We start from the raw sequence: 23,982 nt of genomic DNA, 5'->3' as shown, positions 1-23,982 counted from the left end.
TCTCAACTTTCTTCTGATGATATTTTCTAACTAAAATTATGTGAAGCATCACATAATTTTAGTTTGTTTGGTTTAATTTGCTGTTGACATGTTCAGCGACATTACGATCATGCTCCTCCTGAGTAGTAGCATAATAGACCTTACCATCTGTAACATTAGCTACAAAGTATAAGTTATCACTCTTAGTCTGATTAATACTTGCCTCGATGGCATCCAAGCTTGGACTATCTACTGGACCTGGCATCAAACCAGCTTTCGTATAAACATTATACGGTGAATTAATTGTCGTATCAATTCCAGCATCATCAGCAAGACTAATCTTCTGACCAAGTTTTCCTTGGGCATACAAGATGGCAATATTGCTTTGAAGTGGCATACCAAGATTCAAGCGATTGTAGAATACACCTGCAATCAACTTACGGTCTTCCGTCTTAGCACCTTCTTTTTCGACCAGTGAAGCAATGGTCAGCAATTCATTGACCGTCAAATTCTTAGACTTAATTGTACTGTAATGAGGTGCTAAAGTCTTGTCCATAGCTGCCAGCATCTCATCAATCAAACTTTCAATAGTTGTGCTTTCCTTGATAGAATAAGTAGCTGGGAAGAGGAAACCTTCCAAACGGTAACGAACGCCACTTTCTTTCGTTGGCAAGCTTTCAAGTAGACTAGGATATTTGGCAACTTCTTGGCTGATAAAGTTGTCATCTTGCACTTTAGCCAAGAAAGCATCCGCTGTCAAAGGCTCTTTGAAGTCACCTTGCAATTGACCTACAGCTTGTGCCATTTGATCAATCGTATAACCTTCTGGAATTGTTAAATTCGCAAGCGCAGGTTCTTGAGCTTCAGCTGTTCCACCTTTTTGCAATTCATGGATGATATCTTCTGTACTCATACTCTTTTGCAAATTGTAATAGCCAGACTTCAAATCTGAATAATTTTTATATTTTGCATAAAAAGCAAAAATCACTCCGTGTTTAATCAAACCAGACTTTTCAAGAGTTGAACCAATTGTTTGAACATTAGCTCCTTCTGGGATTTGCACTGTCACATATTGTTTAGATGAAGCATCCACAGGCTGTAAAGATGACTGAACATACTGATAACCGAAGTAAGCACCTGCTGAAATCAAACCTAGGAATATAAGTAGAGAAATGAAGAAGGCCTTAAATCCTGATTTTTTCTTCTTGGGTGACTTAACCGTCTCACGACGGCTACGACGTGGAGTTGCAGGCATTTCTTCTACAACTTTCTTTTCCACTACTGGTTTTGAAGTAGGAACTTCTCTTTTTACCTCTCTCTGAGCTTCTGTCTTATAAGAAACAGCTACCCTCGTTGGGATTTCATTAAATTCCTTTTCTACTTTTCTAGGACTAACAGGTCCTGGAGTTGGTCTTGATACTCCCTCCGCTGATGGAGTAGAAGGTCCTTCTTGACTCGGGTGACTAGAAGCAAGTGGAGCTTGTCTTACAGCCTCTTCTGCGGGAGAAGAAGGCACATCTTGACTTGGATGACTTGGAACACCAGGAGTTTCTCTTTGAATCTCATCTGCTGGAGAAGCTGGTACATCTTGACTTGGGTGAGTAGGCACGGTAGGAGCTTTTCTCATAATCTCCTCTACAGCTGATAGAGAATCTTCCATTAACTCTTCTATCGACTGGTCATTTTTAGAAGAAAATTGGGGTTTTATTGAAGCTAAATCAACTTTTTCCTGATCTTCTTCATGTTTTTTAACTCGTTCTAAATCTCGTAAAATCTGCTCTTTAAAGCTTAATTTTTCTTCTTCTCTTGACTTTTCACTCAAAAGTTTTTCCTCCTCGTTGACAATCCATAATATTATATCTTAAAAGTCTAGGAAAAGCAACCTATGATGCCTTGTCTTGCCTATTTTTTAGCTTCCCAGACCATATCATACCAAGTTTCCCCTGCAAAGGTTGACTGGGACAGACCTTCATTGACAAATCCATGCTTTTCATAGTAGGCAATGAGATAGTCATGACAGGTTAGGTTAATACCTTCTCTTTCGTGTTCAAGAGCCAGTTCTTTCAAGGCTGTTAGTAATCTCTGGCCAAGTCCGAAACCTTGTGCTTCCTTTGCAATCGACAAACAGGTGACAGAGATATAGCCACCCGACTTATGACTATGGTCTTTTATTTCTTCTGTAAAAGACTGGTCTTGCAGATAGCGGTGGGGGCCAACTGGCCCTTCGATGTAACCCATGATTCTACCCTCTTTTTCTGCAACCAGAAACGAGGTCTGTATTTCTCGCAAATGTGCCTCAAAGACAGAGCGAGGAATGGCTTCTTCTACCGAGAAATTTTCTAGTTCGATCTCGACAATCCGATCCAAATCTTCTAATTTTGCTTGTCTGATTTTCATTGTGCCTCCAGATAAAAGGGATTAAACCAAATCATACTATACCCCTGACCAGCTGCATAATCTTCTTCATCAATAAAACCGTTCATTTCAAAATAGGAAAGCAACTCATCAGGACTCTCCAAACGAATACCTTTGTAATCCAGCTCAACTGCCACCTCTTTCAATGCTGCAAGAAGAAGTGTTCCCAAGCCCTGTCTCTGATGGTCAACCTTGATGACTAAAGAATGTATTTTTAGACATTGCGGATTGTCTGACTGAGGCCTTGATAGAATATAACCTAAAAGTCGATTTTCATCCCTAGCTAGAAGAAAGGTATCCGCACACTTACGGATACTTTCTTCTAAAATATGGGAAGGTTGCTGCTTTTCAGCTGGAAAAGACGAAGTTTGAATTGCCTCTATCTCAGCCAAATCAGACTTACTTGCCTGAATGATCTTAATTGGAATTTCCATGGGAACATCCTATTGAACATTACTTGTCAAGTTAGACAAGAGACGCTCAAATGAGTATTCATAGGTTTGGATATCTCCTGCTCCCATAAAGACATAGACAGCATTGTCATGGTCTAGGAGCGGGGAAACATTTTCAACAGTAATAACGCGACTTTTCTTATGAATCTTGTTTGCCAAGTCTTCTACCTTGACATCACCATGGTCTACCTCACGCGCAGATCCATAGATTTGTGCTAGGTAAACAGCATCTGCTTGGTTCAAAGCATGGGCAAAGTCGTCCAACAAGGCAATGGTTCTTGTAAAGGTATGCGGTTGGAAGACTGCTACAATTTCCTTACTTGGGTATTTCTGACGAGCCGCATCCAAGGTCGCAATAATTTCTGTTGGATGGTGAGCAAAGTCATCGATAATCACTGTGTCATTGACAATTTTCTCAGTGAAACGACGCTTAACACCGGCAAATGTTTTCAAATGTTCACGTACCAAGTTCAAATCAAAGCCTGCTGTGTAAAGCAATCCGATGACAGCTGTCGCATTCATGATATTGTGACGACCAAATGTTGGGATGTGGAATTGACCCAATTCTTGTCCACGGAAGTGAACTGTGAAGGTTGAACCAGTTGTCGAACGAAGAAGCTCACTAGCTACAAAGTCATTACCTTCTGCTTCAAAACCATAATAATAAATTGGTGCATCAGACGTAATTTTACGCAACTCCGCATCTTCACCGTAGACAAAGAGACCCTTGGTAATTTGTTTGGCATAGTCGTTAAAGGCATTGAAAACATCCTCGAGACTTGTGAAATAGTCTGGATGGTCAAAGTCAATGTTGGTGATAATAGAGTATTCTGGGTGGTAAGGCATAAAGTGACGCTCATATTCGTCAGATTCAAAGACAAAATATTTGGCATTAGCTGAACCACGACCTGTCCCATCCCCAATCAAGAAGCTGGTATCTGTAATGTGAGACAAGACATGAGACAACATACCTGTCGTTGAAGTTTTTCCGTGCGCTCCAGCAACTCCCATGCTAACAAAGTCACGCATAAAGCTACCTAGAAATTCATGATAGCGTTTGTAGCTGATACCATTTTGGTCTGCATAGGCAATTTCGACGTTGTTATCTGGACGGAAGGCATTTCCAGCGATAATTTCCATATCACCGTCTAGATTCTTTTCATCAAAAGGAAGAATAGTAATTCCTGCCTGCTCAAGACCACGTTGAGTAAAGTAGTACTTTTCAACATCTGATCCCTGTACCTTATGCCCCATTTGGTGCAACATCAAGGCCAAGGCACTCATCCCTGATCCCTTAATCCCGATAAAATGATATGTCTTTGTCATGTTTTCTCCCCTATTCTGTAATTCTTGTCAGATTCAACTCTTGGGCAACCCGACGTTCTTGTTCTGTTTGTTTACTTTTTTTATTGTAGATTTGGCTCTTCTTTAGAAAATCATAGTTGTTTTTCTTTGGTCCTGAAGTTTCTGCTTGCTCATTTTGAGTAGAAATATGGCTCACTTCTTCCGCCAAGATGTAATGAGACTGGGTCAGTTTTTGACTATATTTGACAAATTCACCAGGATTTTCCTTTTGGAAAGGCGCGGTAGGTTGATTGCTCTGTCTAACTGGACTTGGCTGAGAGTGGCGTCTTGTAGGAGTGATGTCCTTAGTCAGATAGCTTGCCGAGCGTTTCTTTTTCAAGTCTGCACGCGCTTCTTCACGCGCCACCTCTGCATAGCTCTTTCCTTCTTTTTTTATCCCTAAAGGAGCTTTTTTAGGTTTCTCGACTTGCTTTTCAATCGGTTTGACTGGCGCCTCTTCAGTAATAGGAGTCCATTCTAAATAATTTTTATCCCGATACTCACCCTTGATATTACTGATCAGATCAGACTCATCATACAAGTTCATGACTGGCATTTCAGTCAGCATGACCTCGTCATCTGACACCAATGGAAATCGTTCTTGTTTCATTTTCTATTTCCTTTCAACACTTCATTATAGCGTATTGTCTTGATTTTTCAAGTGCTGGCTTCAGAAATTCCCAAAATTTCTCTAATTTCTGCTAGGGTGAGACTGCCACGTGACTCTGTGCCGTCCAATACTTGTGACACCAGATGTTTCTTCTGTTCTTGGAGTTCCTGAATTTTTTCTTCAATGGTTCCCTTGGTTACCAAGCGATAGACCTCAACTGTTTCTTCCTGACCCATCCGATGGGCACGGCCAATGGCTTGCGCCTCCACCGCAGGATTCCACCAAAGGTCAACCAAGATAACCGTATCAGCACCTGTTAGGTTCAGACCAACCCCACCAGCCTTAAGAGAAATCAGAAAGGCATCTCTTTCTCCTTGGTTAAAGGCCTTGGTCATGTCTTGTCTTTCCTTGGCTGGGGTTGAACCCGTGATTTTAAAAGAAGTCAAGCCCAAGTCTGGCAGTTCTTGTTCAATTTTCTCCAACATTCCCTTGAACTGCGAGAAAATCAAGACACGGTGTCCACCATCTGCCACCTGTACCAGCAAGTCTCGGAGACTATCCAATTTGCCACTGGCTCCCTGATAATCTTCCATAAAGAGGGCAGGCGTATCACAGATTTGGCGCAAGCGCATCAGACCAGATAAGATTTCCACACGACTTCGCTGAAATTCCTGGTCTGACACTTGAGCCAGACGGTCTCTCATCTGTTGCAACTGAGCTAGATAGATAGCCTTTTGCTGGTCTTCCAGTTCATTCTTATAAACCACTTCGATCAAGTCGGGCAATTCAGTTAGAACTTCTTCTTTCTTGCGTCGCATGACGAAAGGTTTGATAAACTGAGCAACGCGCTCAGCTGGTAATTTCATAAATTCTTTCTTGCTTGGCAAAAGTCCTGGCATGACAATTTGGAAAATAGACCACAGCTCACCCAGATGGTTTTCAATAGGAGTTCCTGACAAGGCAAAGACCGACGGTACCACAAATTGTCTCAAGGTCTGGGCGATCTTAGTCTGAGCATTTTTCATGACCTGAGCCTCATCTAAGAAAAGGAAGTCAAAGGCCATCCCCTGATAAAGATCACTGTCCTGACGGAAAGTAGCATAACTCGTCACATAGATTTGATGGCTCTCAGCAAGAATCTCTTCACGACTAGTTTTCAAACCATGAACAACAACCACATCCAACTGTGGGGCAAATTTTTGAAATTCATCTGCCCAGTTGTAGATCAAACCTGACGGAGCTAAAATCAAGACACGATTTTCTTTTGACACTTGGCTGGTCAGAAAAGCAATGGTCTGAAGGGTTTTCCCAAGTCCCATATCATCAGCTAAAATCCCACCAAAACCATAATGATGGAGCATTTGCAACCAGCCGATTCCCTTTTCCTGATAATCTCGCAAGTCAGCCTGAACCTGAGTTGCTTGTCGAGGAAAGTCCTCTGGATGCGTCAAATCGTGGGCCAGATTTTTGAATTCTTGTGAAAAAGAAACACGATCTCGCCCTTCAAAGAGATGAGCTAAACTGTAGGCTAAGGATTTTCGAGCTTGCAAGGAGCCATCTTTTAGTTCAAATTGCCCCAGTTCCTGTAAGTTTTGGCGAATCTTCTTGGTTTCTTCATCGAAAAAGTAGACTTGATTAGACGAATCAATGTAAAAATCTTGATTGGCAACCAAGGCCTGCATGGCTTGGTCAATTTCCTCTTGGGCAATATCTTGAAAATCAAACTGGATTTCCAAGAGACCTCCCTTGGAAGCAATCTGCACTTGAGGACTCGCTAGACTATATAGTTCTTCTAACTTGTCTGATAGGTTAACATGCCCGAGTTTTTCAAAGACTGGGATGATATCATGGAAGAAATGATAGACAGACTCTGCTTTTAAGGCCTGACGCCAAGATTGAAAGTCCGCTTCAAATCCAGCTGCCAAACAGACTTGGAAAATTCTTTCTTCTAAGTCAGCATCACTCGAAAATGGTAATTCTTCTAACTCTTGTCGGCTAGATATCTGCTTATCCCCATAATCAAACCGGATTTCCAGACGAATCCGATTATCCTCTTCCCTGTCAAAGTAAAAAGAGGGAGAAAAAGTTTTGATTTGTAGACGTTCTGGAGCTGAGACGTTCCCCATCTGGCTAAAGAGAGTCAGACAGGAAGCCAATTTATCTCTATCACTGCTATCAAATTGCAGGAATTTCTTCCCATGTTGATCCAATGGCAACGCTTTGATTTCCTTGAGAAAACGCATCTGCTGGTCTCTTAGAAAATAAAACTGTCCTTTATGGAAGAGTACGTCTCCCTGATAAAAGACATTGACCCTTGGACTCTCACTGATTTCCATTTCAAAATAATCCGAGTATTCTGTTACTGTAAAGGCAAATATATTGGCATCCGCATGCAAATCCTGAAAAAGCAGAGTCTGGTAGCTATCCACTTGATGGTCAAATTGAAAATGCGGCAAGGTCATCAGCAAATTCACACCCTGCTCAAAAAAGGTCAGAGGAAAAAAGAGGTGCCGACCTTGGTTTTGGAAAAAAAGCTCTGGACTAAGTCCTTCCTCTACTAGTCCGCGCAAGAAAGTCAGAAGTTCTTGGCTGGCCTCATCAAAGGCTTCCCAAGACAGAGACTCCTCATAAATCTTGCCAATCATATAAGACTTTCTCTTCTCAACAACTCTTAAAAATAGTGGAATATCCCGAATGACATAGTATTTTTGGCTATTGATTTGCCCGATTCTAAGCGTCCACAAGATATGATTAGTTCCTGCTTCCACCTGACCCACAGCTGATAATTCATAGGCTCGGTCTGATTTTGGAGACAAGATTCGATCCAAAAACTTGCCACCCAAGGTCACCTTGGTTTCAACGGCCTCTTTTTCTTCATGACCTTCTTCCAGACTCTGCAAGATTTCCTGACCGCGCTCATCATTTTTCAAAAAATGCTCCAGCGCTGCCAAATGCACACAGTAGCCCCTCCTTTGGAAAAAATCGCAAGCACAAAAAACCAAATCATCCTCTAAACTATAGCGCAGTTCTTCTTCTGAAACGCGAGCGTAGAGCCGATTGTTCTTTTCCTTGATAATGTCAACCTTACCAGTTTCATAAAGGGCAACGCCTTCGATACGGACCTTCCCCGGAATCAATTTAGCCATATTTTTACCTTTACCTTATCTTTTTATTATACCATATTTTCGCCTATGAAAATAGCCTTCTAAGGATACTTTTCTCCTAGAAGGCTGGATTTTTAAAGTTTAGCAAAAGTCGTCACAATTCGCTGACAAACTTCTTGCAACAGAGATTTAGGCATGGCTACATTGAGGCGGGCATGGAGACTTCCTTCCTCCCCAAAATCCAAACCACGGTTGAGGATAACCTTGGCTTCATTCCTCAAAAGCTCTTGCAATCTTTCATCAGTCAGGTCATAAGCTGAAAAATCAAGCCAAATCAAGTAGGTTCCCTGCGGTTTCATGACCTTGATTTTAGTCTCTTTACCAAATAGATCCACCACATAATTGATATGGTCTTCAAAGACTTGCTTGAGTTCCTCTAGCCAATCCTTCCCATAGCGATAGGCAGCTTCTGTCGCCAAATAACCCAAACCTGAGATTTCATGCTGATTATTAGCCAACTGACGTTTCTGGTAAGCCGCTCTCAACTTAGGATTTTCAATGACTGCATAGGAATTTTTTGTCCCAGCGATGTTAAAGGTTTTAGTGGCACTGCTCAAGACGATAGCAAATTCTTTAAAGTCAGGGTTGATGGTATTGAAGGAATGATGCTTGTGACCAAAGAGGGCCAAATCTTGGTGAATCTCATCTGAAACCAACAAAACACCATGTTTTTGACAGAGTTGGCCAATCTTTTCCAACACTTCCTTTTCCCAAACACGTCCACCAGGATTGTGTGGGTTGCAAAGGATATAGAGTTTGACATCCTCTTCTACCAAATCCTTCTCCAGTTGGTCAAAGTCAATCTCAAACAGACCATCTTTTTCCACCAAAGAATTGGTAATCAATCTGCGATTATTTAACTTGACACTGCGAGCAAAAGGTGGGTAAACTGGTGTGTTAATCAGAACTGCCTCGCCTTCTTTTGTAAAGGCTTGAATGGCTGTCGAGATAGCTGGTACCACACCCTCGATAAAGACAAGAGCCTCTTTGTCAAAGTGGTAACCGTGTTGTGTTGCTTCCCACTTTTGAACTTCGTGAATTAACTCTTCACTGGCATAAGTATAGCCATAAACCAGTTGATCTGCGTAAGTTTGCACTGCTTGGCGGATTTCAGGCAAGACTACAAAGTCCATGTCTGCTATCCAAGCTGGTAGGACCTCGCTATCCGTTTCTGCTTCTTTCCATTTATAGGTATGATGCCCTAAACGATTAGGCAGGCTTGTAAAATCATATTTTCCCATCTTTGTCTTATCCTTCTAATGCTTGGCGCAAATCTGCAATCAAATCTCTAGCATCTTCAATCCCAATTGACAAGCGCAAAAGGTCATCTGTCAAACCATAAGAATGGCGAACTTCTGCTGGAATATCAGCGTGAGTTTGAGTTGTTGGATAGGTGATAAGACTTTCCACTCCACCCAAACTTTCCGCAAAAGAGAAGACCTTGAGACTATTCAAGATATGAGGAATGCGTGTTTCATCCGCTACCTTGAAGGAAATCATGCCTCCACGCCCAGTGTAGAGAACTTCCTTAACTGCTGGAGAATCCTTCAAAAAGGCAACCACTTCTTGGGCATTGGCTGTTGAGCGCTCCATACGAAGAGACAAGGTCTTGAGACCACGAATCAATTGATAACTATCAAACGGAGACAAGACTGCCCCTGTCGTATTGAGATTATAAAAGAGTTTCTCGTATAGTTCTAAACTATTGGTCACAACCACTCCAGCCAAGACATCATTGTGCCCTGCCAGATACTTAGTCGCTGAATGCAGAACGATATCAGCTCCATCTTCAATCGGACGTTGGTAGATAGGGCTGTAGAAGGTATTGTCCACCACCACTTTTGCACCCTTAGCATGAGCCAGTTTTGCTAGTTTTTCGATATCAAATTCCAACATCAAAGGATTGGTTGGTGTTTCGATATAGAGAACATCCACGTCCTTTTCTAACTCAGCAATCAACTCTTCTTCTGTATTGGCATAGGTAAAATGGAAACGACCTTCCTGCTCCACTTGGTTGAACCAGCGGAAAGAACCTCCGTAAAGGTCACGCACTGCTAAAACCTTACTTCCTACTGGGAAAACGCTAAAGGCCAATACAATAGCTGACATCCCTGAGCTAGTCGCTAGGGCATAGTCTGCTGATTCAATGGCTGCCAAGACTTCTTCAGCCTTACTGCGAGTTGGGTTTTTAGTGCGTGTATAGTCAAAACCAGTAGATTTACCAAACTCTGGATGCTGATAGGTCGTTGAAAAATGTAGCGGTGTCACCAAAGCTCCTGTCGCTTCGTCTGACTTGATACCCGCCTGGGCCAAAATTGTGTTGATGTGTAATTCCTTGCTCATACAATACCTCCAAATCTATAGTAACTATTGTACCACTTATTTTCATCAACTCATTTTCTTCTTTTCAAGAGCTAGCTATAGTTTCAAACTATATACTTATGGAGTAAAGCTAAAAAGAATCCAGAAAATATTCCAGATTCTTTTGTGAAAATCCTTGCTAGGGCTTACTTGGACCGAAAGAAATCCTGTTGGGCTAAATAGTCATAATGCTCTTTGTTAAATTGATATTGGCCCACATGCTGACTAATCTGACCGACATCCACGGAAAAAATATAGGCTTCATTTTGATAGTTCCAATTCAGCCTAACTGCATTCAAGACTGGCTTATAAGTAAAATCTTTAACTTGATTCCAAGGCATCTCAAGGACTTGATTAAAACGATTCTCAGTTATATCACTGATGTCCATCAAATAGATCCCCTTAGGTGTGAATGCCAGAATCTTAGGCTTCACACTCGACTGAACATAGTAACTTCCTCCTATAACGAAGAAATCAATAAAAGATTTCAGCCATGTCTTTTTCTTGAAGGCCATCAGAAAATTCTTTTGCCCTTCAATGCGACAAGTTGAAAGAAATGATGCAATCTGTTTTTCTGTCGCAAACTCCATAATAGCGCCCATGATGTTACCTCCATAACGATTACTACATAGCCAGATAAGAACTCTTCACATAAAGAAGAACCTATCATTTGTTGCATTTTATCTTACTTTTCCAGTAGATGACATCCCTCCTATAACATTACACTAGCATGTGCATACTTCAATCAACATTGGGTAAATTTTCGAACGTAGTTTCTTATATTCATTATAACATAAATTTAATAAAGCAATTAAAAAATGTAAGCACTTTTCTTCCAAATTTGCCATCATTCTATTAAAAAACGACAGTTTCCTTCGAAACCATCGTTTTTCTTGAAAAATCCTTATTTGACATGTTTTGCCAATTCTTCTTGAGCTTTTTTATTGGATTCTTCTTTTTCTTTCAACCATTTTTCTTTGGCTTTTTCATATTCGTCTTTCGTAACTGTCTTATCTTGTACTTTGAGGTATTTATATGATTCGACCCCTTTATTACCAGCTAATGAATACGGTGAAGAGAAAGGAACTGTTTTTCTCAATGTTGGTGTTCCGCCTAGTGAAACATTTGGAATTGCTAGAGAGCTATCTACCAACCACGCTTGGGCATCCGCATATTTTTCATAACGTTTAGCCGGATCTTGCTCCTTATTAGCTTCTTCCAACATTTGAGTGTAGACGTCTAGTCCAACAACCTTGGCCTTGTCATTGGCTTCACCCGGCTCTAAACCTAGATTTTGCAACACTCCACCGGAATTAATATTAAAAATATCAAGGTAGCTTGATGGATCTTGATAGTCTGCGCTCCAGCCACCGTTGTATAGATCGTAATCCTTCTGAGCTGCAGTCTGAGCCAAATAGCTTGTATTATCAAAGTCTTCAGTAGAAAGTTGTTGAATATCAATTACAACATTTTCTGCACCTAAGGCTGCTTCAATAGATTGCTTCATAGAATTTGCCTCTTGGGCACCCTTTTTAGCAGCTTGGTCAACTGTCATGTCCAAGTGGATAGGGAATTGGACTCCTTTGACTTGGAGTTCTTTCTTAGCTTCAGCAAATTTGGCTTTGGCTTTTTCTGGATTGTAGTATGGATCTTGGGCATCTGCAAAGTTGATTCCTTGCCATTCTTTACCATAATTAACCATCTTAGAGGCTACTACTTCACCAAAGTCTTTTCCGTTGATACTTACGAAGTTTGGAGGAACGACGAGGTTACGCAAAATCTTGGTTGCACCATCCTCTCCTTGAGATTGAGCCCCGTAAGCTGTACGATCATAGGCAAAGTTGATGGCTTGACGGAAATTTTTGTTAAGAACCGCTTCTTGAGTCGATTTCTTTTCAGCATCACTTGTTTTTGAAGTGAATTTATAAGATTTTCTATCTAGGTTAAAGTTTAAGAAATAAGAAGTAGCATCTTGCAGACTATAGATGATATTGTCCTTATTCTTCTCTTTAATCCCTTCAAAACTTGAACTATTTGGATAGAGACGAGCGTAGCTATAAGCCCCCTCTACATAGTTACGAGCTAGTGCATCTTGGTCACTACCATCATAATAGGCCAATTTCACATCATCTACAAAGACATTTTTAGCATCCCAGTAGTTCGGATTTTTCTTAAATTCAATAACAGATTTTGAAACAAAGGATTTCATCAAGAAAGGTCCATTGTACAAAATGCTAGATGGGTCTACCTTCCCAAAATCATCCCCTTTTGATTTCAAGAAATCCGCATTGACTGGGAAGAGAATGGTTGAAGTTGTTTTTGAGTTCCAATAAGATTCTGGTCGTGTCAAGGTATATTGAACAGTTTGGTCATCAAGTGCCTTGACTCCGACAGTTGAAAAGTCGCTTGTTTTACCGTTAATGTAATCATCCAAACCTGCAACGGATTCTTGAACTAAGTACAAGGCTTCGGATTTTTTATCTGCTGCATATTTCAAACCTGTCACAAAGTCTTGAGCAGTTACAGGAGCATATTCTTCTCCATCTGCAGTATACCATTTAGCATCTTTACGCAGTTTGTAAGTATAGGTCAAACCATCCTTGGATACACTCCAATCCTCTGCCAAGGATGGGATATAGTTCCCATACTGGTCATTTTCCATTAGACCATCTACTAAATTAACCACGATATCATTGGTTGTTGCACGATTTTCTGCTAGATAGTTCAAACTTGATGGGTCACTTACGTAAACATAGTTATATGTTTTTGACGCTGTGCTAGAATTTCCACAGGCACTTAATAAAATACCTGCACTTAACACGACACCTGCAAGTGTTGCATACTTGGCCTTAGACTTTTTCATCTCCAGAACCTCCTGATTTAAATATTTGTCTTATTATACAACTCGTGTTTTATTTAGTCAATAGGTTTTTTGAAAAAATTAAGCATTCCATCTACAAACTATAGAAATTATTCTACAAAATAATAAAAAAGAGAATAATTTAATCATTCCTTGATAGAAACGTTCAAATTATTCCCTTTATTTATAAAAAATTATTGAGAAATTCTTAATTTTGCTCGTAGACGATTTGCTTGGGCTTTTCCAATCACCTTGTCCAATAGACGGGTACGGAGACTCAAGAATCCGTAAACTCCTCCCCCCATGGCACCGACAAGGGCTACATATAGGAAACTCCACAAACGTCCACTTGGTTGGAAGACAAATCCTAAAATCCACTGGAATGTCCCAACTACTAGAAACATGAAAATAGTTAACAAACTGATTAAAATGGTTCGTTTCAAAATCACTTTGCGCTTAACACCAGTTACCTTGCAAATGTCCCGATACATCAAAACATTAGGAATAATGAGACCGATGGTTGTTGAAATCAAAGGCCCGTAACTGTGAAAGAGAGCAATGGTTGGCAGTTGCAAGACCAGCTTGGCAATGGAACCATAGATAAAATAGAGAACTGCCTTGCGGTTGCGGAACATGGCTTGAAGCATTGGAGACAAAACCATGTACAAACCTAAAATAGTAGACTGCAAAACTGCAAAGACAAACAAGCCCATAGCCAAACCATCTGGCTTACCATAGAAGACTGTATAGAGAGGTTCTCCTACCATGACTACTCCAACCGTTGCTGGTAGCAAGAATAGGAAAAGCATGGTAATGCTGTCCTGAACGAGACGAGAAGCCGCCTTCAAGTCCCCCTTAACATAGTTTTCAGTCAAAAGCGGCAAGCCTACACTCCCAATCGAAACCCCAACAGAAATCAAAATCATAGTGATTTTATTAGGATTGGCAGAGAAATAAGAAAACATGACAACTAAGTCTTCTTTACTATAGTTGGTAAACCACTTCATGCTATTGATAAAGGTATTTTGGTCCAAAATCTGGAAAAGCTGGATAGCAGACCCTGTCAGGATAAAAGGAATGGCTTCCTTAATGGTGTCGACCAAAAGACGCTTGCTGTTTATCTTATCTCCTGTTTCAAGGACTCTTTTAAGTAATCCTTCTTTGGCAAGGAAATAGATCAAAACTGCAAAACTAGCTACCATGCCGACAAAAGCAGCAAAGGTGGATTGGGTAACCGCTGCTAGATAATCCCCTGAACCCATTTTCATAATCATAAAGGTAGCTAAGAGCATCCAGATAACACGAATGACCTGCTCAGCGATTTGGCTCATGGCATAAGGTTTCAGGTTATTCATCCCTTGGAAGAAGCCTCGAATCACACTCATAGATGGGAAAATCAAGACCGCCCAAGCCAAGCTCTGCATGATTGGGATCAGGTCTTTCCCTACACCTGACAAATCTGCTAGCCAAGGAGCAAAGACATACAAGACTAAAGCAAAAACCAGACCTAATCCTGTCATAAAGCCTAAAAAGCTCCGAATCAGGGCAAAGCTATGCTCTTCTTCTCGCATGGTATTATACTTGGCCACTTGCTTAGCCACTGCAACTGGGATACCCGCTGTTGAAACCAGCAAGAACCAGGCATAGATATTATAGCCCATGGTGAAGAGACCATTTGCTGTAGCCGCATAAGACCCCATCCAGATATACCAAGGGATAATATAAATAGCCCCGAGTAGACGACTGATAAAGTTACTAGCCGTTAGCCAAGCAGTCCCTCGTAACATCTGGGCCTGCTGGTGATTGTTTTCGTTAGACATAGATTCCTCATTTAATTTTAATAACTAGGAAAAATTCCTCATCTTCCATTATAAACTTTTCCTTGTTACTTGTAAATTTACGACTTTCGGTTTACAATAGAAAGTATGATTAAGATTGAAACCGTATTAGATATTTTAAAGAAAGATGATCTCTTCCGTGAGATTATCGACCAAGGACATTATCACTACAACTACAGCCATGTCATATTTGACACCATCTGCTATGATAGCCGCAAGGCCAAAGAAAAGAGCCTCTTTTTCGTTAAAGGTGCTGCCTTTAAGAAGGAATTTCTGATTTCTGCCATCTCTCAAGGCCTCGGTTGGTATGTGGCTGAAAAAGATTATGAGGTTGGTATTCCTGCCATCATCGTTAGTGATATCAAGAAAGCCATGAGTTTGATTGCTATGGAATTTTATGGAAATCCACAGAAAAAACTCAAACTTCTTGCCTTTACTGGTACTAAGGGTAAGACAACAGCAGCCTACTTCGCCTATAACATTTTATCTCAAGGGCATCGACCTGCAATGTTGTCGACCATGAACACAACTCTAGATGGCAAGACTTTCTTTAAGTCAGCATTGACAACCCCTGAGAGCATCGACCTCTTTGATATGATGAATCAGGCTGTGCAAAATGACCGTACCCACCTCATCATGGAAGTCTCCAGTCAAGCCTATCTGGTCAAACGTGTCTATGGTCTAACCTTTGATGTGGGAGTTTTCCTCAATATCAGCCCAGACCATATCGGCCCGATTGAACACCCTAGCTTTGAAGACTACTTCTACCACAAGCGTCTCTTGATGGAAAATAGCCGAGCAGTCATCGTTAACAGTGACATGGACCACTTTTCTGTCTTGAAAGAACAAGTGGCAGATCAAGACCATGATTTCTATGGTAGCCAATCAAATAATCAAATCGAGAATTCCAAAGCCTTTAGCTTTTCAGCTAGTGGGAAACTGGCTGGTGATTATGATATCCAACTGATTGGTCACTTCAACCAAGAAAATGCCGTTGCTGCTGGACTTGCTTGCCTCCGTCTCGGAGCTAGTCTTGAGGACATCAAAAAAGGCATCGCTGCAACCCGCGTTCCTGGTCGTATGGAAGTCCTCACTCAGAAAAATGGCGCCAAGGTCTTCATCGACTACGCCCACAATGGGGATAGTCTGAAAAAACTCATCAATGTGGTTGAAACTCATCAAACAGGAAAGATTGCTCTGGTTCTCGGTTCGACAGGAAATAAGGGAGAAAGTCGTCGCAAAGACTTTGGCCTTCTCCTTAACCAACATCCTGAGATTCAAGTCTTTCTAACTGCTGATGACCCCAACTATGAGGACCCAATGGCCATTGCAGATGAAATCAGTATCTACATCAATCATCCTGTTGAAAAAATTGCGGATCGCCAAGAAGCCATCAAGGCAGCGATGGCTATCACAAATCACGAATTAGATGCAGTTATTATTGCTGGTAAGGGAGCAGATTGCTACCAAATCGTCCAAGGCAAGAAAGAAGCCTATCCTGGAGATGCAGCTGTCGCAGAAAATTATTTATAAGATAGTAAAAAAATCAAGGGAAATGAAACCCTTGATTTTTTCTATCTTTATTTAAAAGCGTTTTTCAAACCTTCAACGGCACCTTCTGCAGCATCTTTAGCATCTTCAACTACTTCTTTTGCCTTAGCAACTGTCTTTTCAACAGCTCCTTCAAGTTCTGTCTTGCTATCCCCAGTAACTTTACCAAATCCTTCTTTGATAGCGCCTGTTGCTTGTTCCAATTTGTTTTCAAGTGACATATGATTGTCTCCTTTAGTTTATTCCGATATGTGTTACCGGTTACATATAGTTTATACCGAATACTAAGGAAAGTCAAACAATGTGCTCAGAAACAAGAAATCACGCCAAGTAGAAAGTCAATCTGTCCTTATCAAAATCGATAGCCAACTCATACTTTCCATCTTCATTTTGAATAATATAACCTAGTACAACTAAACTGTCCACAAAGATATCACGGCGTTTCTGCATAAGCTGGTCTTTTTTGAGAAATTTCAACAAAAAAGTCGTCATATATTTGAGAGCATACTCAGGATTGACATCTCCCAAAATGTCATAGAGCTCCTGCTGTTTTTCTGTCAAAGGATACTGATGTTTGACCTTGTAGAAATAATTAGAAAATGTCATTTTTGTTCTCGCAAAGTCCGTCATTTCAACTAAAATAGCTGCATTAGTTTGATTGCGCAACTCCGTCTCAAAACTCTGCTCCAACAAGGCTTGATAGGCCGGACTATCTTCACTGACAAAAATCTCTTGATCCAGTTCGAGACTATCAAGGGACTCAAGCATAGGAAGATTGAGGTAATAGCGCTTATTTTCCCGTAGAATCAAGCCAGCCTTTATATACTCTTCCATGAGTTTATCAACTGCTACATCTGGAAACTTGGCCTTAATTTCCCGTAGAATCACATCATCATGCTGGTCCAGATAGCGGATCAATTCTCCAAAAAATGGCTGTCTCGTCAAACGAGATGGATTAAAAATCTGAATCATGAAGATTCCTTTCTTTACATTCTAACAGAGGCGATGCTGCCAACTGACTGGGATTGGTCCCAGTTTGGTTCAGAGGAACAGGCAAACCTAGTTCTCTATAATACTCTCTCCAAAAATCACTAATGTCCTGCTTCCCATCCCCAAATTTCATGGGAATGGTTTCAAAAATCGGTAGGATTTCTGCTATATACTGGGAACAGTAAAAACCATGTCCATCTGGATAGAAAGAAGCATTGTAGGGTGCTCCTAGATGTTTGCAAGCTTTTTCCTTCACTAACCGAATATCTATTTCTGGGTAGACATAGAGGTCGTACAAATGATTGGACTCAAAGAAGTCTGCTGGTTCCTGACAGATAACACCATCCTGTCCACTAGCGTGGTAAATCATCCCATCCAAATAAATGGCAACATGGTTATAGTTGCCTGTGGAAGTCTGGATGGCCTGTCCCGTATCTGACTCATCTCTCACAAAATCATACTCTTCGAAAATCTCTTCAAACCATGTCAGCGTCGCCTTACCGTACTCAAGTACAGCTTGCGGCTAGCTTCCTAGTTTGCTCTTTGATTTTCATTGAGTATCAAATCACCATTTTCTAACATGCTTCACTCCTAGAAAAAAAGGAGCCGAAACTCCTTTCGATATAATTCAAACTAGCCTTTCCTAATTTGAATTAACACTCAAAATTTTAAGCATTAAAGCTTTCAGTCAATTGAGGTACCACTTGTTTCTTACGTGAAACGGCACCAGCAAGGAAGGCATGGTTATTTTCAAGTTTGAAGTTGAAGGCTGCTTCAACCTTGCCCATATTAGCACCAAGTGCTAGGATTTCTGAGTTTGAGTTGACGATATCTGTAATCATCAAGACAAAGTCAGAGTAGCCATTTGCTGTGTTAGCAGCTTGCATTGCAGCTTCAATTTCTGCTTGGCGTTCCAATACTTCAGCGATGTCCACTGTGTTTACTTGGGCAACACGGACATTATTTCCGTTCAATTCAAAAGTCTTAGCATCGATGTCAATCAATTCGTCAGCAGATTTGCTAGCCAAGTTGGTACCAGCTTTCAACATAGCCAAACCATATTCTTCCAAGTTTACACCAGCTAATTCAGCCAATTCAGGAGCAATGACTTTATCTGTTGGGTGTGTTGTTGGTGATTTCAAAAGAAGAGTATCTGAAATCAAACCTGAAAGCATCAAACCAGCAAGCTCTTTAGGCACAGCTACACCATGTTCTTTGAACATACGGTAAACGATTGAAGACGCTGATCCAACTGGCTCCAAACGCATGTAGAGTGGGCTTGCAGTTTCAAAGTTAGCCACACGGTGATGGTCCACAACACCATAAACTTCTACTTCAGCGATATCTGATACAGATTGTTGGAATTCATTGTGGTCAGTCAGGATAACTTGCTCTGCGCCTTCTGCTTTAGCAGAAGTGATAACACGCGGTGCTTCCACACCAAAATAGTTCAAGACAAAGGCTGTTTCTTCATTTGGAGTTCCAAGAGCAACAGCTTCCGTATCCAAACCATAAGCTTCTTTTGCAAGGTAGGCAAAGGCTACAGATGACCCGATGGCATCTGAGTCTGGATTTTGGTGACCAAATACTAGAATCTTAGACATGATAATACCTCATTTTGTTTATTCTCTTTATTGTAGCATTTTTTTCGCTTTTTGACAAAAGTAAGAGGAGTCAAAGGACTCCTCACGATTCTTCAAAATAACTGAGTAAATTTCTATCTTGATTTTCAGATAAAAATTCTTCCTTCTGTGACCTCTTCTTACGCTTGAGAAGGGCTTCTGCTGACATGGCTTCTTCCTTACTGGCAAAACCTTGAGCATAGATAAGTTTGACTGGCAAGCGTGCTCGTGTGTATTTGGCTCCCTTCCCACTATTGTGAACAGCGAGGCGTCTTCTCACATCAGTCGTATAGCCTGTATAGTAGGATCCGTCACGGCACTCCAGCACATACATATAAGCCTTATGATCCATAATAAATCTCTTCAAGTTCAGGCGTATAAGAGCCATCATCATTGTGAACAATGAGAGGTGGTAAAACCTTAAAGCCGCTTGTCGAGCCATCCTTGATAGCCTCAATCAAAAGCATATTAGCTTCCTTTTCCTTTTTTGGATAGACAAATTGCAGGCGCTTAGGCGCTAGATTATGCCGTTGTAACGTATCTAAAATATCCAGAAGTCGATCAGGACGATGAACCATGGCCAAACGCCCATTAGATTTGAGAATACTCTGGGCACTACGACAGATTTCCTGCAAATTGGTCGTGATTTCATGGCGCGCCAAGAGATAATGTTCGCTCTCGTTCAGGTTTGAATGAGGATCCACCTTGAAATAGGGCGGATTACACAAAATCATATCCACCTTACTCCCCTGAATGTGAGCAGGCATATTTTTCAAATCATCACAGATGACCTGCATCTGCTCTTCCAAACCATTCAAACGGACAGAGCGTTCAGCCATATCCGCCAAACGCTCCTGAATCTCAACAGCCAATATCTGTGCTTGAGTACGAGTGCTAGCAAATAGCCCCACTGCTCCATTTCCAGCACAAAAATCCACTATCAACCCCTTTTTAGGAAAACGTGGAAAGCGTGACAAGAGAACACTATCCACCGAATAACTAAAAACCTCTCTATTTTGAATGATTTTGATATCTGTAGAAAAGAGCTGGTTAATGCGCTCTCCTGATTTTAATAATTGTTCTTCTTCCATGGTCCTATTATAGCAAATTTATATTAACATTACAAAGAATATAGATTTCTAACTAATTCTTCTGCTTCTTCAAATGTTGAAGGGCTTCTTTGGTCCAAATTGGCATCATTCTTTTGAGAGGCGCAAAGCCGTAGTTAAAGCGGTCGCTTGAAAAGCGTCTCCGTCTAGGAAACTGGTGCTTTTCCTCCTCTAAAGTGCGGATAGAAAGACTAGCTTTTCCTGTAAATTCATCTAAATCCACTACTTGAACTTGAACTTCTTCATCGACTTTCAAGGCGTCATGAATATTTTCAATAAATCCTGTTCGAATCTCTGAAATGTGAATCAGCCCCGTATCACCCGTTTCTAGCTCAACAAAGGCACCGTAGGGCTGAATCCCTGTAATACGGCCCTTTAGCTTATCACCGATTTTCATCTTAGTCCTCGATTTCAATTGTTTCAATCACGACATCTTCAACTGGCTTGTCCATAGCTCCTGTCTCAACAGCAGCAATGGCATCCAAGACAGCGTAAGAAGCTTCATCAGCTAGCTGACCAAAAACAGTGTGACGGCGGTCTAGGTGAGGTGTCCCACCTTGGTTGGCATAGATTTCTGCAATCGGTTCTGGCCAACCACCACGAGCAATCTCTTTCTTAGAATAAGGCAGGTGTTGATTTTGCACGATAAAGAACTGGCTGCCGTTGGTATTTGGACCAGCATTGGCCATAGAAAGGGCACCACGGATATTGTAAAGTTCTTCTGAGAATTCATCCTCAAATGATTCGCCGTAGATTGACTCGCCACCCATACCAGTTCCAGTTGGGTCTCCACCTTGAATCATAAAGTCCTTGATAATACGGTGGAAAATGACACCATCATAATAGCCATCTTTAGAAAGAGCTACAAAGTTAGCTACTGTTTTAGGAGCATGTTCAGGAAAGAGCTTGATACGCAAGTCTCCGTGATTGGTCTTAATAGTCGCAAGAGGACCTTCTACTGTTTCAATGTCTACTTGTGGGAAATGCAATTCTTTTTCTACCATACCAAATCCTTCTAAGGCATCAAAAATGCCATCTTCTTCTAATGTTTTTGTAATATAATCTGCTTTTTCTTTGATGTTATCATGAGAAATTCCCATTGCAACGCTGATTCCAGCATAATCAAAGAGTTCCAAGTCATTCAGCCCATCTCCAAAAACCATGACGTTCTCTGGTTTCAAGCCAAGATGTTCCACAACCTTTTCCACACCCGTCGCTTTGGAGCCTGAAATCGGCACAATATCAGACGAATGTTGATGCCAACGAACCATGCGAAGTTTGTCTGAGAGACTGTCAGGCAAGTGCAAGTCATCTCCCTTATCTTCAAAAGTCCACATCTGATAAATATCTACTTTTTCATGGAAGCCAGGATCCACGTCCAAGTTTGGATAAATCGGATCAATAGCCTCACTGATCATCTCAGTTCGAGCGGAGAGTTTAGCATCACGACTCCCAACCAAGCCATACTCAATTCCCTCTTGCTTGGCCCAAGAGATATACTCCTCAACATCTGACTTCTCGATCTGATGTTGATAAATGACCTGACCTTTTTTATCTTCGATATAGGCCCCATTTAAGGTCACAAAAAAGTCAGGCTTGAGTTCACGAATCTCTGGCACAACACCAAAAATCCCTCGTCCAGAAGCAATACCTGTCAAAATTCCTTTCTCACGTAATTGCTTAAAAACAGTTGGGATTGAAGCTGGAATAAAACCTGTCTTTGAATTCCGCAATGTATCATCAATATCAAAAAAGACAATCTTAATCTTCTTTGCCTTGTATTTTAATTTGGCATCCATCTCACTACCTCTTTCAATCTAACTCTTTCCATTATACCATAAAGTAGCTAAATCCCCTATTTTCAAAGAAATTCGCTATCTCTTATTCGAACTTCTTGGATAAGTACAGAACTAAATCATCATTATTTTGAATAGTAGCATTCATTTCCAAGGGTTGGTTTTGATACCAAACTCCCGTCCCATCTGGAATATAACCTCGTTTCATGTACAATCTCTGGGCAGGTCCATACCCTGAATGGAGACCAACACCAAGGGTTACCTTATCCGATATGAGCTTAACTCGTTTTTCTGCTTCTTCCAGCAAGAGATTTCCAATACCTTGATTTTGAAAGGGCTCAAAGACATTGAAATCTGAAAGTTCTGGATAGACTTCTGCAAAAGGACCATGTTTAGCAGAGGGTAAAATGGTAACGTAGCCCGCTACAGCACCATCAATCTCTGTAACTAAGACTTCTCTCTCCCCACTTTCCTGTTCCAGAAAATATCTAGCCAAAATTTCCTCTCTACCAGGCCAACCTTGATTCATAAATCCATGAGATAAGGATTCAATATCAGACTTAATTATATTTCTAATCGTACAATTCATCTTTGACTTACCCACCTTTACTCTTTTTATTACTATTATAGCACGCCAAGGTCAGAAAAAAACTATCTCGTGAAAAAAGACCCAACCGGGTCTCAATTCGCTTTCTTGTTTTAAAGCTCATGAAAAAGAGGTCCACTGGACCCAAACTCGCTCTCTTATTTCAAAGCTCGTGAAAAAAAGACCCAACCGGGTCTTTTCTTTAATCTTCGTTTACGAAAGGCATCAAAGCCATTACGCGAGCGCGTTTGATAGCTGTTGTTACTTTACGTTGATTTTTAGCTGAAGTTCCTGTTACACGACGTGGAAGGATTTTCCCACGTTCTGAAACGAAACGGCTAAGAAGCTCAGTATCTTTGTAATCAACATATTCAATTTTGTTTGCTGCGATGTAATCAACTTTTTTACGGCGTTTGAATCCGCCACGACGTTGTTGAGCCATGTTTTTTTCTCCTTTATAATTTTACTTGTCCATTAGAATGGTAAATCATCATCTGAAATATCCAATGGATTTGTTGCTCCAAATGGATTTTCATCACGTGAAAAGTCTGGTACTGAATTTGTAGGCGCTGAATAGTTTGAACTTGGTGCAGAATAAGCTCCACCTGTGTGACCCTCACGCACACTACGGCTTTCCAACATTTGGAAATTCTCAGCCACGACCTCTGTCACGTAGACACGTTGTCCTTGCTGGTTATCGTAACTACGAGTCTGGATACGACCTGTCACCCCGATAAGTGAGCCTTTTTTAGCCCAGTTAGCAAGGTTTTCAGCCTGTTGGCGCCACATAACGACATTGATAAAATCAGCCTCACGTTCGCCATTTTGACTCTTAAATGTACGGTTTACTGCAAGAGTAAAAGTCGCAACTGCTACATTTGATGGGGTATAACGTAACTCAGCGTCACGTGTCATACGCCCTACAAGTACAACATTGTTAATCATAGTTTACCTTCTTACGCGTCAGTTTTGACGATCATGTGACGAAGAATGTCAGCGTTGATTTTTGAAAGACGGTCAAACTCTTTAAGAGCTGCGTCATCGTTTGCTTCAACGTTAACGATGTGGTAAAGTCCTTCACGGAAATCTTTGATTTCGTATGCAAGACGGCGTTTTTCCCAAGATTTTGATTCAACAACAGTTGCACCGTTGTCAGTCAAAATAGAGTCAAAACGTGCTACCAAAGCGTTTTTAGCTTCTTCTTCAATGTTTGGACGAATGATATAAAGAATTTCGTATTTAGCCATTGATATGTTCCTCCTTTTGGTCTAATGACCCCAAGACTTTGCAAGGGGTAAGTGAGGT

24 protein-coding genes are annotated in these 23,982 nt (G+C 41.0%); 1 reads left to right on the top strand and 23 read right to left on the bottom strand.

The genetic code is table 11. The features are described 5' to 3' along the window. Positions 1 to 58: 58 nt before the first annotated feature. The 11 genes from mltG to QM865_RS01695 all read right to left on the bottom strand — a co-directional run bounded on the left by mltG (position 59) and on the right by QM865_RS01695 (position 15,005). A complete protein-coding gene (gene mltG / locus QM865_RS01745) occupies positions 59 to 1,801 on the bottom strand; it encodes an endolytic transglycosylase MltG (RefSeq protein WP_033677677.1) in 1,743 nt (580 codons plus the stop codon). Positions 1,802 to 1,881: 80 nt separating this feature from the next. Next, positions 1,882 to 2,376: an N-acetyltransferase family protein gene (locus QM865_RS01740; protein WP_414305870.1), complete on the bottom strand. Its 495-nt coding sequence runs from the start codon at positions 2,374 to 2,376 to the stop codon at positions 1,882 to 1,884. Further along, on the bottom strand, positions 2,373 to 2,828 hold the full coding sequence (locus QM865_RS01735; protein ID WP_414305869.1) for a GNAT family N-acetyltransferase: 456 nt from the start codon (positions 2,826 to 2,828) through the stop codon (positions 2,373 to 2,375). Before QM865_RS01735 ends, QM865_RS01740 begins: the two co-directional genes overlap by 4 nt. 9 nt (positions 2,829 to 2,837) lie before the next feature. After that, entirely contained in the window at positions 2,838 to 4,172 is a 1,335-nt protein-coding gene (gene murC, locus QM865_RS01730; protein WP_414305868.1) for a UDP-N-acetylmuramate--L-alanine ligase, read from the bottom strand. A 10-nt stretch (positions 4,173 to 4,182) separates the two neighbouring features. Next, positions 4,183 to 4,800 carry a cystathionine gamma-synthase gene (locus QM865_RS01725; protein WP_414305867.1) on the bottom strand — a complete coding sequence of 206 codons (618 nt, stop codon included), beginning with the start codon at positions 4,798 to 4,800 and terminating at the stop codon, positions 4,183 to 4,185. A gap of 47 nt (positions 4,801 to 4,847) precedes the next feature. After that, positions 4,848 to 7,946 carry a DEAD/DEAH box helicase gene (locus tag QM865_RS01720; RefSeq protein WP_414305866.1) on the bottom strand — a complete coding sequence of 1,033 codons (3,099 nt, stop codon included), beginning with the start codon at positions 7,944 to 7,946 and terminating at the stop codon, positions 4,848 to 4,850. Positions 7,947 to 8,038: 92 nt separating this feature from the next. Continuing rightward, the gene (locus tag QM865_RS01715; protein WP_049499023.1) at positions 8,039 to 9,205 is read right to left on the bottom strand and encodes a MalY/PatB family protein; all 1,167 of its coding nucleotides are present in this window, start codon (positions 9,203 to 9,205) and stop codon (positions 8,039 to 8,041) included. A 7-nt stretch (positions 9,206 to 9,212) separates the two neighbouring features. After that, on the bottom strand, positions 9,213 to 10,307 hold the full coding sequence (locus QM865_RS01710; protein ID WP_020902227.1) for a cystathionine gamma-synthase: 1,095 nt from the start codon (positions 10,305 to 10,307) through the stop codon (positions 9,213 to 9,215). A gap of 164 nt (positions 10,308 to 10,471) precedes the next feature. Further along, positions 10,472 to 10,927 (bottom strand): hypothetical protein, encoded by a 456-nt coding sequence (locus QM865_RS01705; protein WP_004257129.1) that lies wholly within the window; start codon positions 10,925 to 10,927, stop codon positions 10,472 to 10,474. Positions 10,928 to 11,229: 302 nt separating this feature from the next. Next, positions 11,230 to 13,188: a peptide ABC transporter substrate-binding protein gene (locus QM865_RS01700; protein WP_414305865.1), complete on the bottom strand. Its 1,959-nt coding sequence runs from the start codon at positions 13,186 to 13,188 to the stop codon at positions 11,230 to 11,232. Between the two features lie 191 nt (positions 13,189 to 13,379). Further along, positions 13,380 to 15,005: a putative polysaccharide biosynthesis protein gene (locus QM865_RS01695; protein WP_414305864.1), complete on the bottom strand. Its 1,626-nt coding sequence runs from the start codon at positions 15,003 to 15,005 to the stop codon at positions 13,380 to 13,382. 105 nt (positions 15,006 to 15,110) lie between these two features. On the opposite strand from QM865_RS01695, the gene QM865_RS01690 reads away from it, so the two are divergent. Continuing rightward, a complete protein-coding gene (locus QM865_RS01690; RefSeq protein WP_414305863.1) occupies positions 15,111 to 16,556 on the top strand; it encodes a UDP-N-acetylmuramoyl-L-alanyl-D-glutamate--L-lysine ligase in 1,446 nt (481 codons plus the stop codon). A 47-nt stretch (positions 16,557 to 16,603) separates the two neighbouring features. On the opposite strand, the gene QM865_RS01685 is transcribed toward QM865_RS01690, so the two are convergent. The 12 genes from QM865_RS01685 to rpsF all read right to left on the bottom strand — a co-directional run bounded on the left by QM865_RS01685 (position 16,604) and on the right by rpsF (position 23,924). Beyond that, positions 16,604 to 16,795: a CsbD family protein gene (locus QM865_RS01685; protein WP_000051188.1), complete on the bottom strand. Its 192-nt coding sequence runs from the start codon at positions 16,793 to 16,795 to the stop codon at positions 16,604 to 16,606. A 100-nt stretch (positions 16,796 to 16,895) separates the two neighbouring features. Beyond that, the gene (locus tag QM865_RS01680) at positions 16,896 to 17,546 is read right to left on the bottom strand and encodes a DUF1803 domain-containing protein (RefSeq protein WP_261055688.1); all 651 of its coding nucleotides are present in this window, start codon (positions 17,544 to 17,546) and stop codon (positions 16,896 to 16,898) included. Continuing rightward, complete coding sequence (locus tag QM865_RS01675; protein WP_261074434.1) at positions 17,530 to 18,036, bottom strand: YiiX/YebB-like N1pC/P60 family cysteine hydrolase; 507 nt, start codon at positions 18,034 to 18,036, stop codon at positions 17,530 to 17,532. The genes QM865_RS01680 and QM865_RS01675 overlap by 17 nt, the downstream gene beginning before the upstream one ends. A 196-nt stretch (positions 18,037 to 18,232) precedes the next feature. After that, positions 18,233 to 19,168 (bottom strand): manganese-dependent inorganic pyrophosphatase, encoded by a 936-nt coding sequence (locus QM865_RS01670; RefSeq protein WP_060806291.1) that lies wholly within the window; start codon positions 19,166 to 19,168, stop codon positions 18,233 to 18,235. Between the two features lie 82 nt (positions 19,169 to 19,250). Continuing rightward, a complete protein-coding gene (locus tag QM865_RS01665) occupies positions 19,251 to 19,538 on the bottom strand; it encodes a GIY-YIG nuclease family protein (RefSeq protein ID WP_000349614.1) in 288 nt (95 codons plus the stop codon). Then, positions 19,528 to 20,277: a tRNA1(Val) (adenine(37)-N6)-methyltransferase gene (locus QM865_RS01660; protein ID WP_060806292.1), complete on the bottom strand. Its 750-nt coding sequence runs from the start codon at positions 20,275 to 20,277 to the stop codon at positions 19,528 to 19,530. The genes QM865_RS01665 and QM865_RS01660 overlap by 11 nt, the downstream gene beginning before the upstream one ends. A gap of 52 nt (positions 20,278 to 20,329) precedes the next feature. Then, positions 20,330 to 20,692 (bottom strand): S1 RNA-binding domain-containing protein, encoded by a 363-nt coding sequence (locus QM865_RS01655; RefSeq protein WP_033677723.1) that lies wholly within the window; start codon positions 20,690 to 20,692, stop codon positions 20,330 to 20,332. Between the two features lies 1 nt (position 20,693). Further along, positions 20,694 to 22,094: a bifunctional Cof-type HAD-IIB family hydrolase/peptidylprolyl isomerase gene (locus QM865_RS01650; protein WP_414305862.1), complete on the bottom strand. Its 1,401-nt coding sequence runs from the start codon at positions 22,092 to 22,094 to the stop codon at positions 20,694 to 20,696. An 82-nt stretch (positions 22,095 to 22,176) separates the two neighbouring features. Continuing rightward, positions 22,177 to 22,680: a GNAT family N-acetyltransferase gene (locus tag QM865_RS01645; protein WP_261227128.1), complete on the bottom strand. Its 504-nt coding sequence runs from the start codon at positions 22,678 to 22,680 to the stop codon at positions 22,177 to 22,179. 199 nt (positions 22,681 to 22,879) lie between these two features. After that, positions 22,880 to 23,119, bottom strand: coding sequence for a 30S ribosomal protein S18 (gene rpsR, locus QM865_RS01640; protein WP_000068664.1), 240 nt, complete (start codon positions 23,117 to 23,119; stop codon positions 22,880 to 22,882). Between the two features lie 32 nt (positions 23,120 to 23,151). Beyond that, on the bottom strand, positions 23,152 to 23,622 hold the full coding sequence (gene ssbA, locus QM865_RS01635; protein WP_000609602.1) for a single-stranded DNA-binding protein SsbA: 471 nt from the start codon (positions 23,620 to 23,622) through the stop codon (positions 23,152 to 23,154). Between the two features lie 11 nt (positions 23,623 to 23,633). After that, positions 23,634 to 23,924 (bottom strand): 30S ribosomal protein S6, encoded by a 291-nt coding sequence (gene rpsF / locus QM865_RS01630; protein ID WP_001151778.1) that lies wholly within the window; start codon positions 23,922 to 23,924, stop codon positions 23,634 to 23,636. Between the last annotated feature and the right edge of the window lie 58 nt (positions 23,925 to 23,982).

Source organism: Streptococcus mitis (genome assembly GCF_047462815.1).
Taxonomy (GTDB): Bacteria; Bacillota; Bacilli; order Lactobacillales; family Streptococcaceae; genus Streptococcus; species Streptococcus mitis_DO.
The sequence above is the reverse complement of the archived record's forward strand: the minus strand, read 5'-3'. Positions and strand labels throughout refer to the sequence as shown.

Coding starts and splice junctions, on each gene's coding strand:
- QM865_RS01685 (WP_000051188.1), bottom strand. CDS start 16,795: ATGTCACTTGAAAACAAATTGGAACAAGCAACAGGCGCTATCAAAGAA.
- QM865_RS01715 (WP_049499023.1), bottom strand. CDS start 9,205: ATGGGAAAATATGATTTTACAAGCCTGCCTAATCGTTTAGGGCATCAT.
- rpsF (WP_001151778.1), bottom strand. CDS start 23,924: ATGGCTAAATACGAAATTCTTTATATCATTCGTCCAAACATTGAAGAA.
- QM865_RS01650 (WP_414305862.1), bottom strand. CDS start 22,094: ATGGATGCCAAATTAAAATACAAGGCAAAGAAGATTAAGATTGTCTTT.
- QM865_RS01725 (WP_414305867.1), bottom strand. CDS start 4,800: ATGAAACAAGAACGATTTCCATTGGTGTCAGATGACGAGGTCATGCTG.
- QM865_RS01655 (WP_033677723.1), bottom strand. CDS start 20,692: ATGAAAATCGGTGATAAGCTAAAGGGCCGTATTACAGGGATTCAGCCC.
- QM865_RS01720 (WP_414305866.1), bottom strand. CDS start 7,946: ATGGCTAAATTGATTCCGGGGAAGGTCCGTATCGAAGGCGTTGCCCTT.
- QM865_RS01740 (WP_414305870.1), bottom strand. CDS start 2,376: ATGAAAATCAGACAAGCAAAATTAGAAGATTTGGATCGGATTGTCGAG.
- QM865_RS01680 (WP_261055688.1), bottom strand. CDS start 17,546: ATGATTCAGATTTTTAATCCATCTCGTTTGACGAGACAGCCATTTTTT.
- rpsR (WP_000068664.1), bottom strand. CDS start 23,119: ATGGCTCAACAACGTCGTGGCGGATTCAAACGCCGTAAAAAAGTTGAT.
- QM865_RS01645 (WP_261227128.1), bottom strand. CDS start 22,680: ATGAATTGTACGATTAGAAATATAATTAAGTCTGATATTGAATCCTTA.
- QM865_RS01700 (WP_414305865.1), bottom strand. CDS start 13,188: ATGAAAAAGTCTAAGGCCAAGTATGCAACACTTGCAGGTGTCGTGTTA.
- QM865_RS01710 (WP_020902227.1), bottom strand. CDS start 10,307: ATGAGCAAGGAATTACACATCAACACAATTTTGGCCCAGGCGGGTATC.
- QM865_RS01695 (WP_414305864.1), bottom strand. CDS start 15,005: ATGTCTAACGAAAACAATCACCAGCAGGCCCAGATGTTACGAGGGACT.
- ssbA (WP_000609602.1), bottom strand. CDS start 23,622: ATGATTAACAATGTTGTACTTGTAGGGCGTATGACACGTGACGCTGAG.
- QM865_RS01705 (WP_004257129.1), bottom strand. CDS start 10,927: ATGGGCGCTATTATGGAGTTTGCGACAGAAAAACAGATTGCATCATTT.
- murC (WP_414305868.1), bottom strand. CDS start 4,172: ATGACAAAGACATATCATTTTATCGGGATTAAGGGATCAGGGATGAGT.
- QM865_RS01735 (WP_414305869.1), bottom strand. CDS start 2,828: ATGGAAATTCCAATTAAGATCATTCAGGCAAGTAAGTCTGATTTGGCT.
- QM865_RS01670 (WP_060806291.1), bottom strand. CDS start 19,168: ATGTCTAAGATTCTAGTATTTGGTCACCAAAATCCAGACTCAGATGCC.
- QM865_RS01690 (WP_414305863.1), top strand. CDS start 15,111: ATGATTAAGATTGAAACCGTATTAGATATTTTAAAGAAAGATGATCTC.
- QM865_RS01665 (WP_000349614.1), bottom strand. CDS start 19,538: ATGGATCATAAGGCTTATATGTATGTGCTGGAGTGCCGTGACGGATCC.
- QM865_RS01660 (WP_060806292.1), bottom strand. CDS start 20,277: ATGGAAGAAGAACAATTATTAAAATCAGGAGAGCGCATTAACCAGCTC.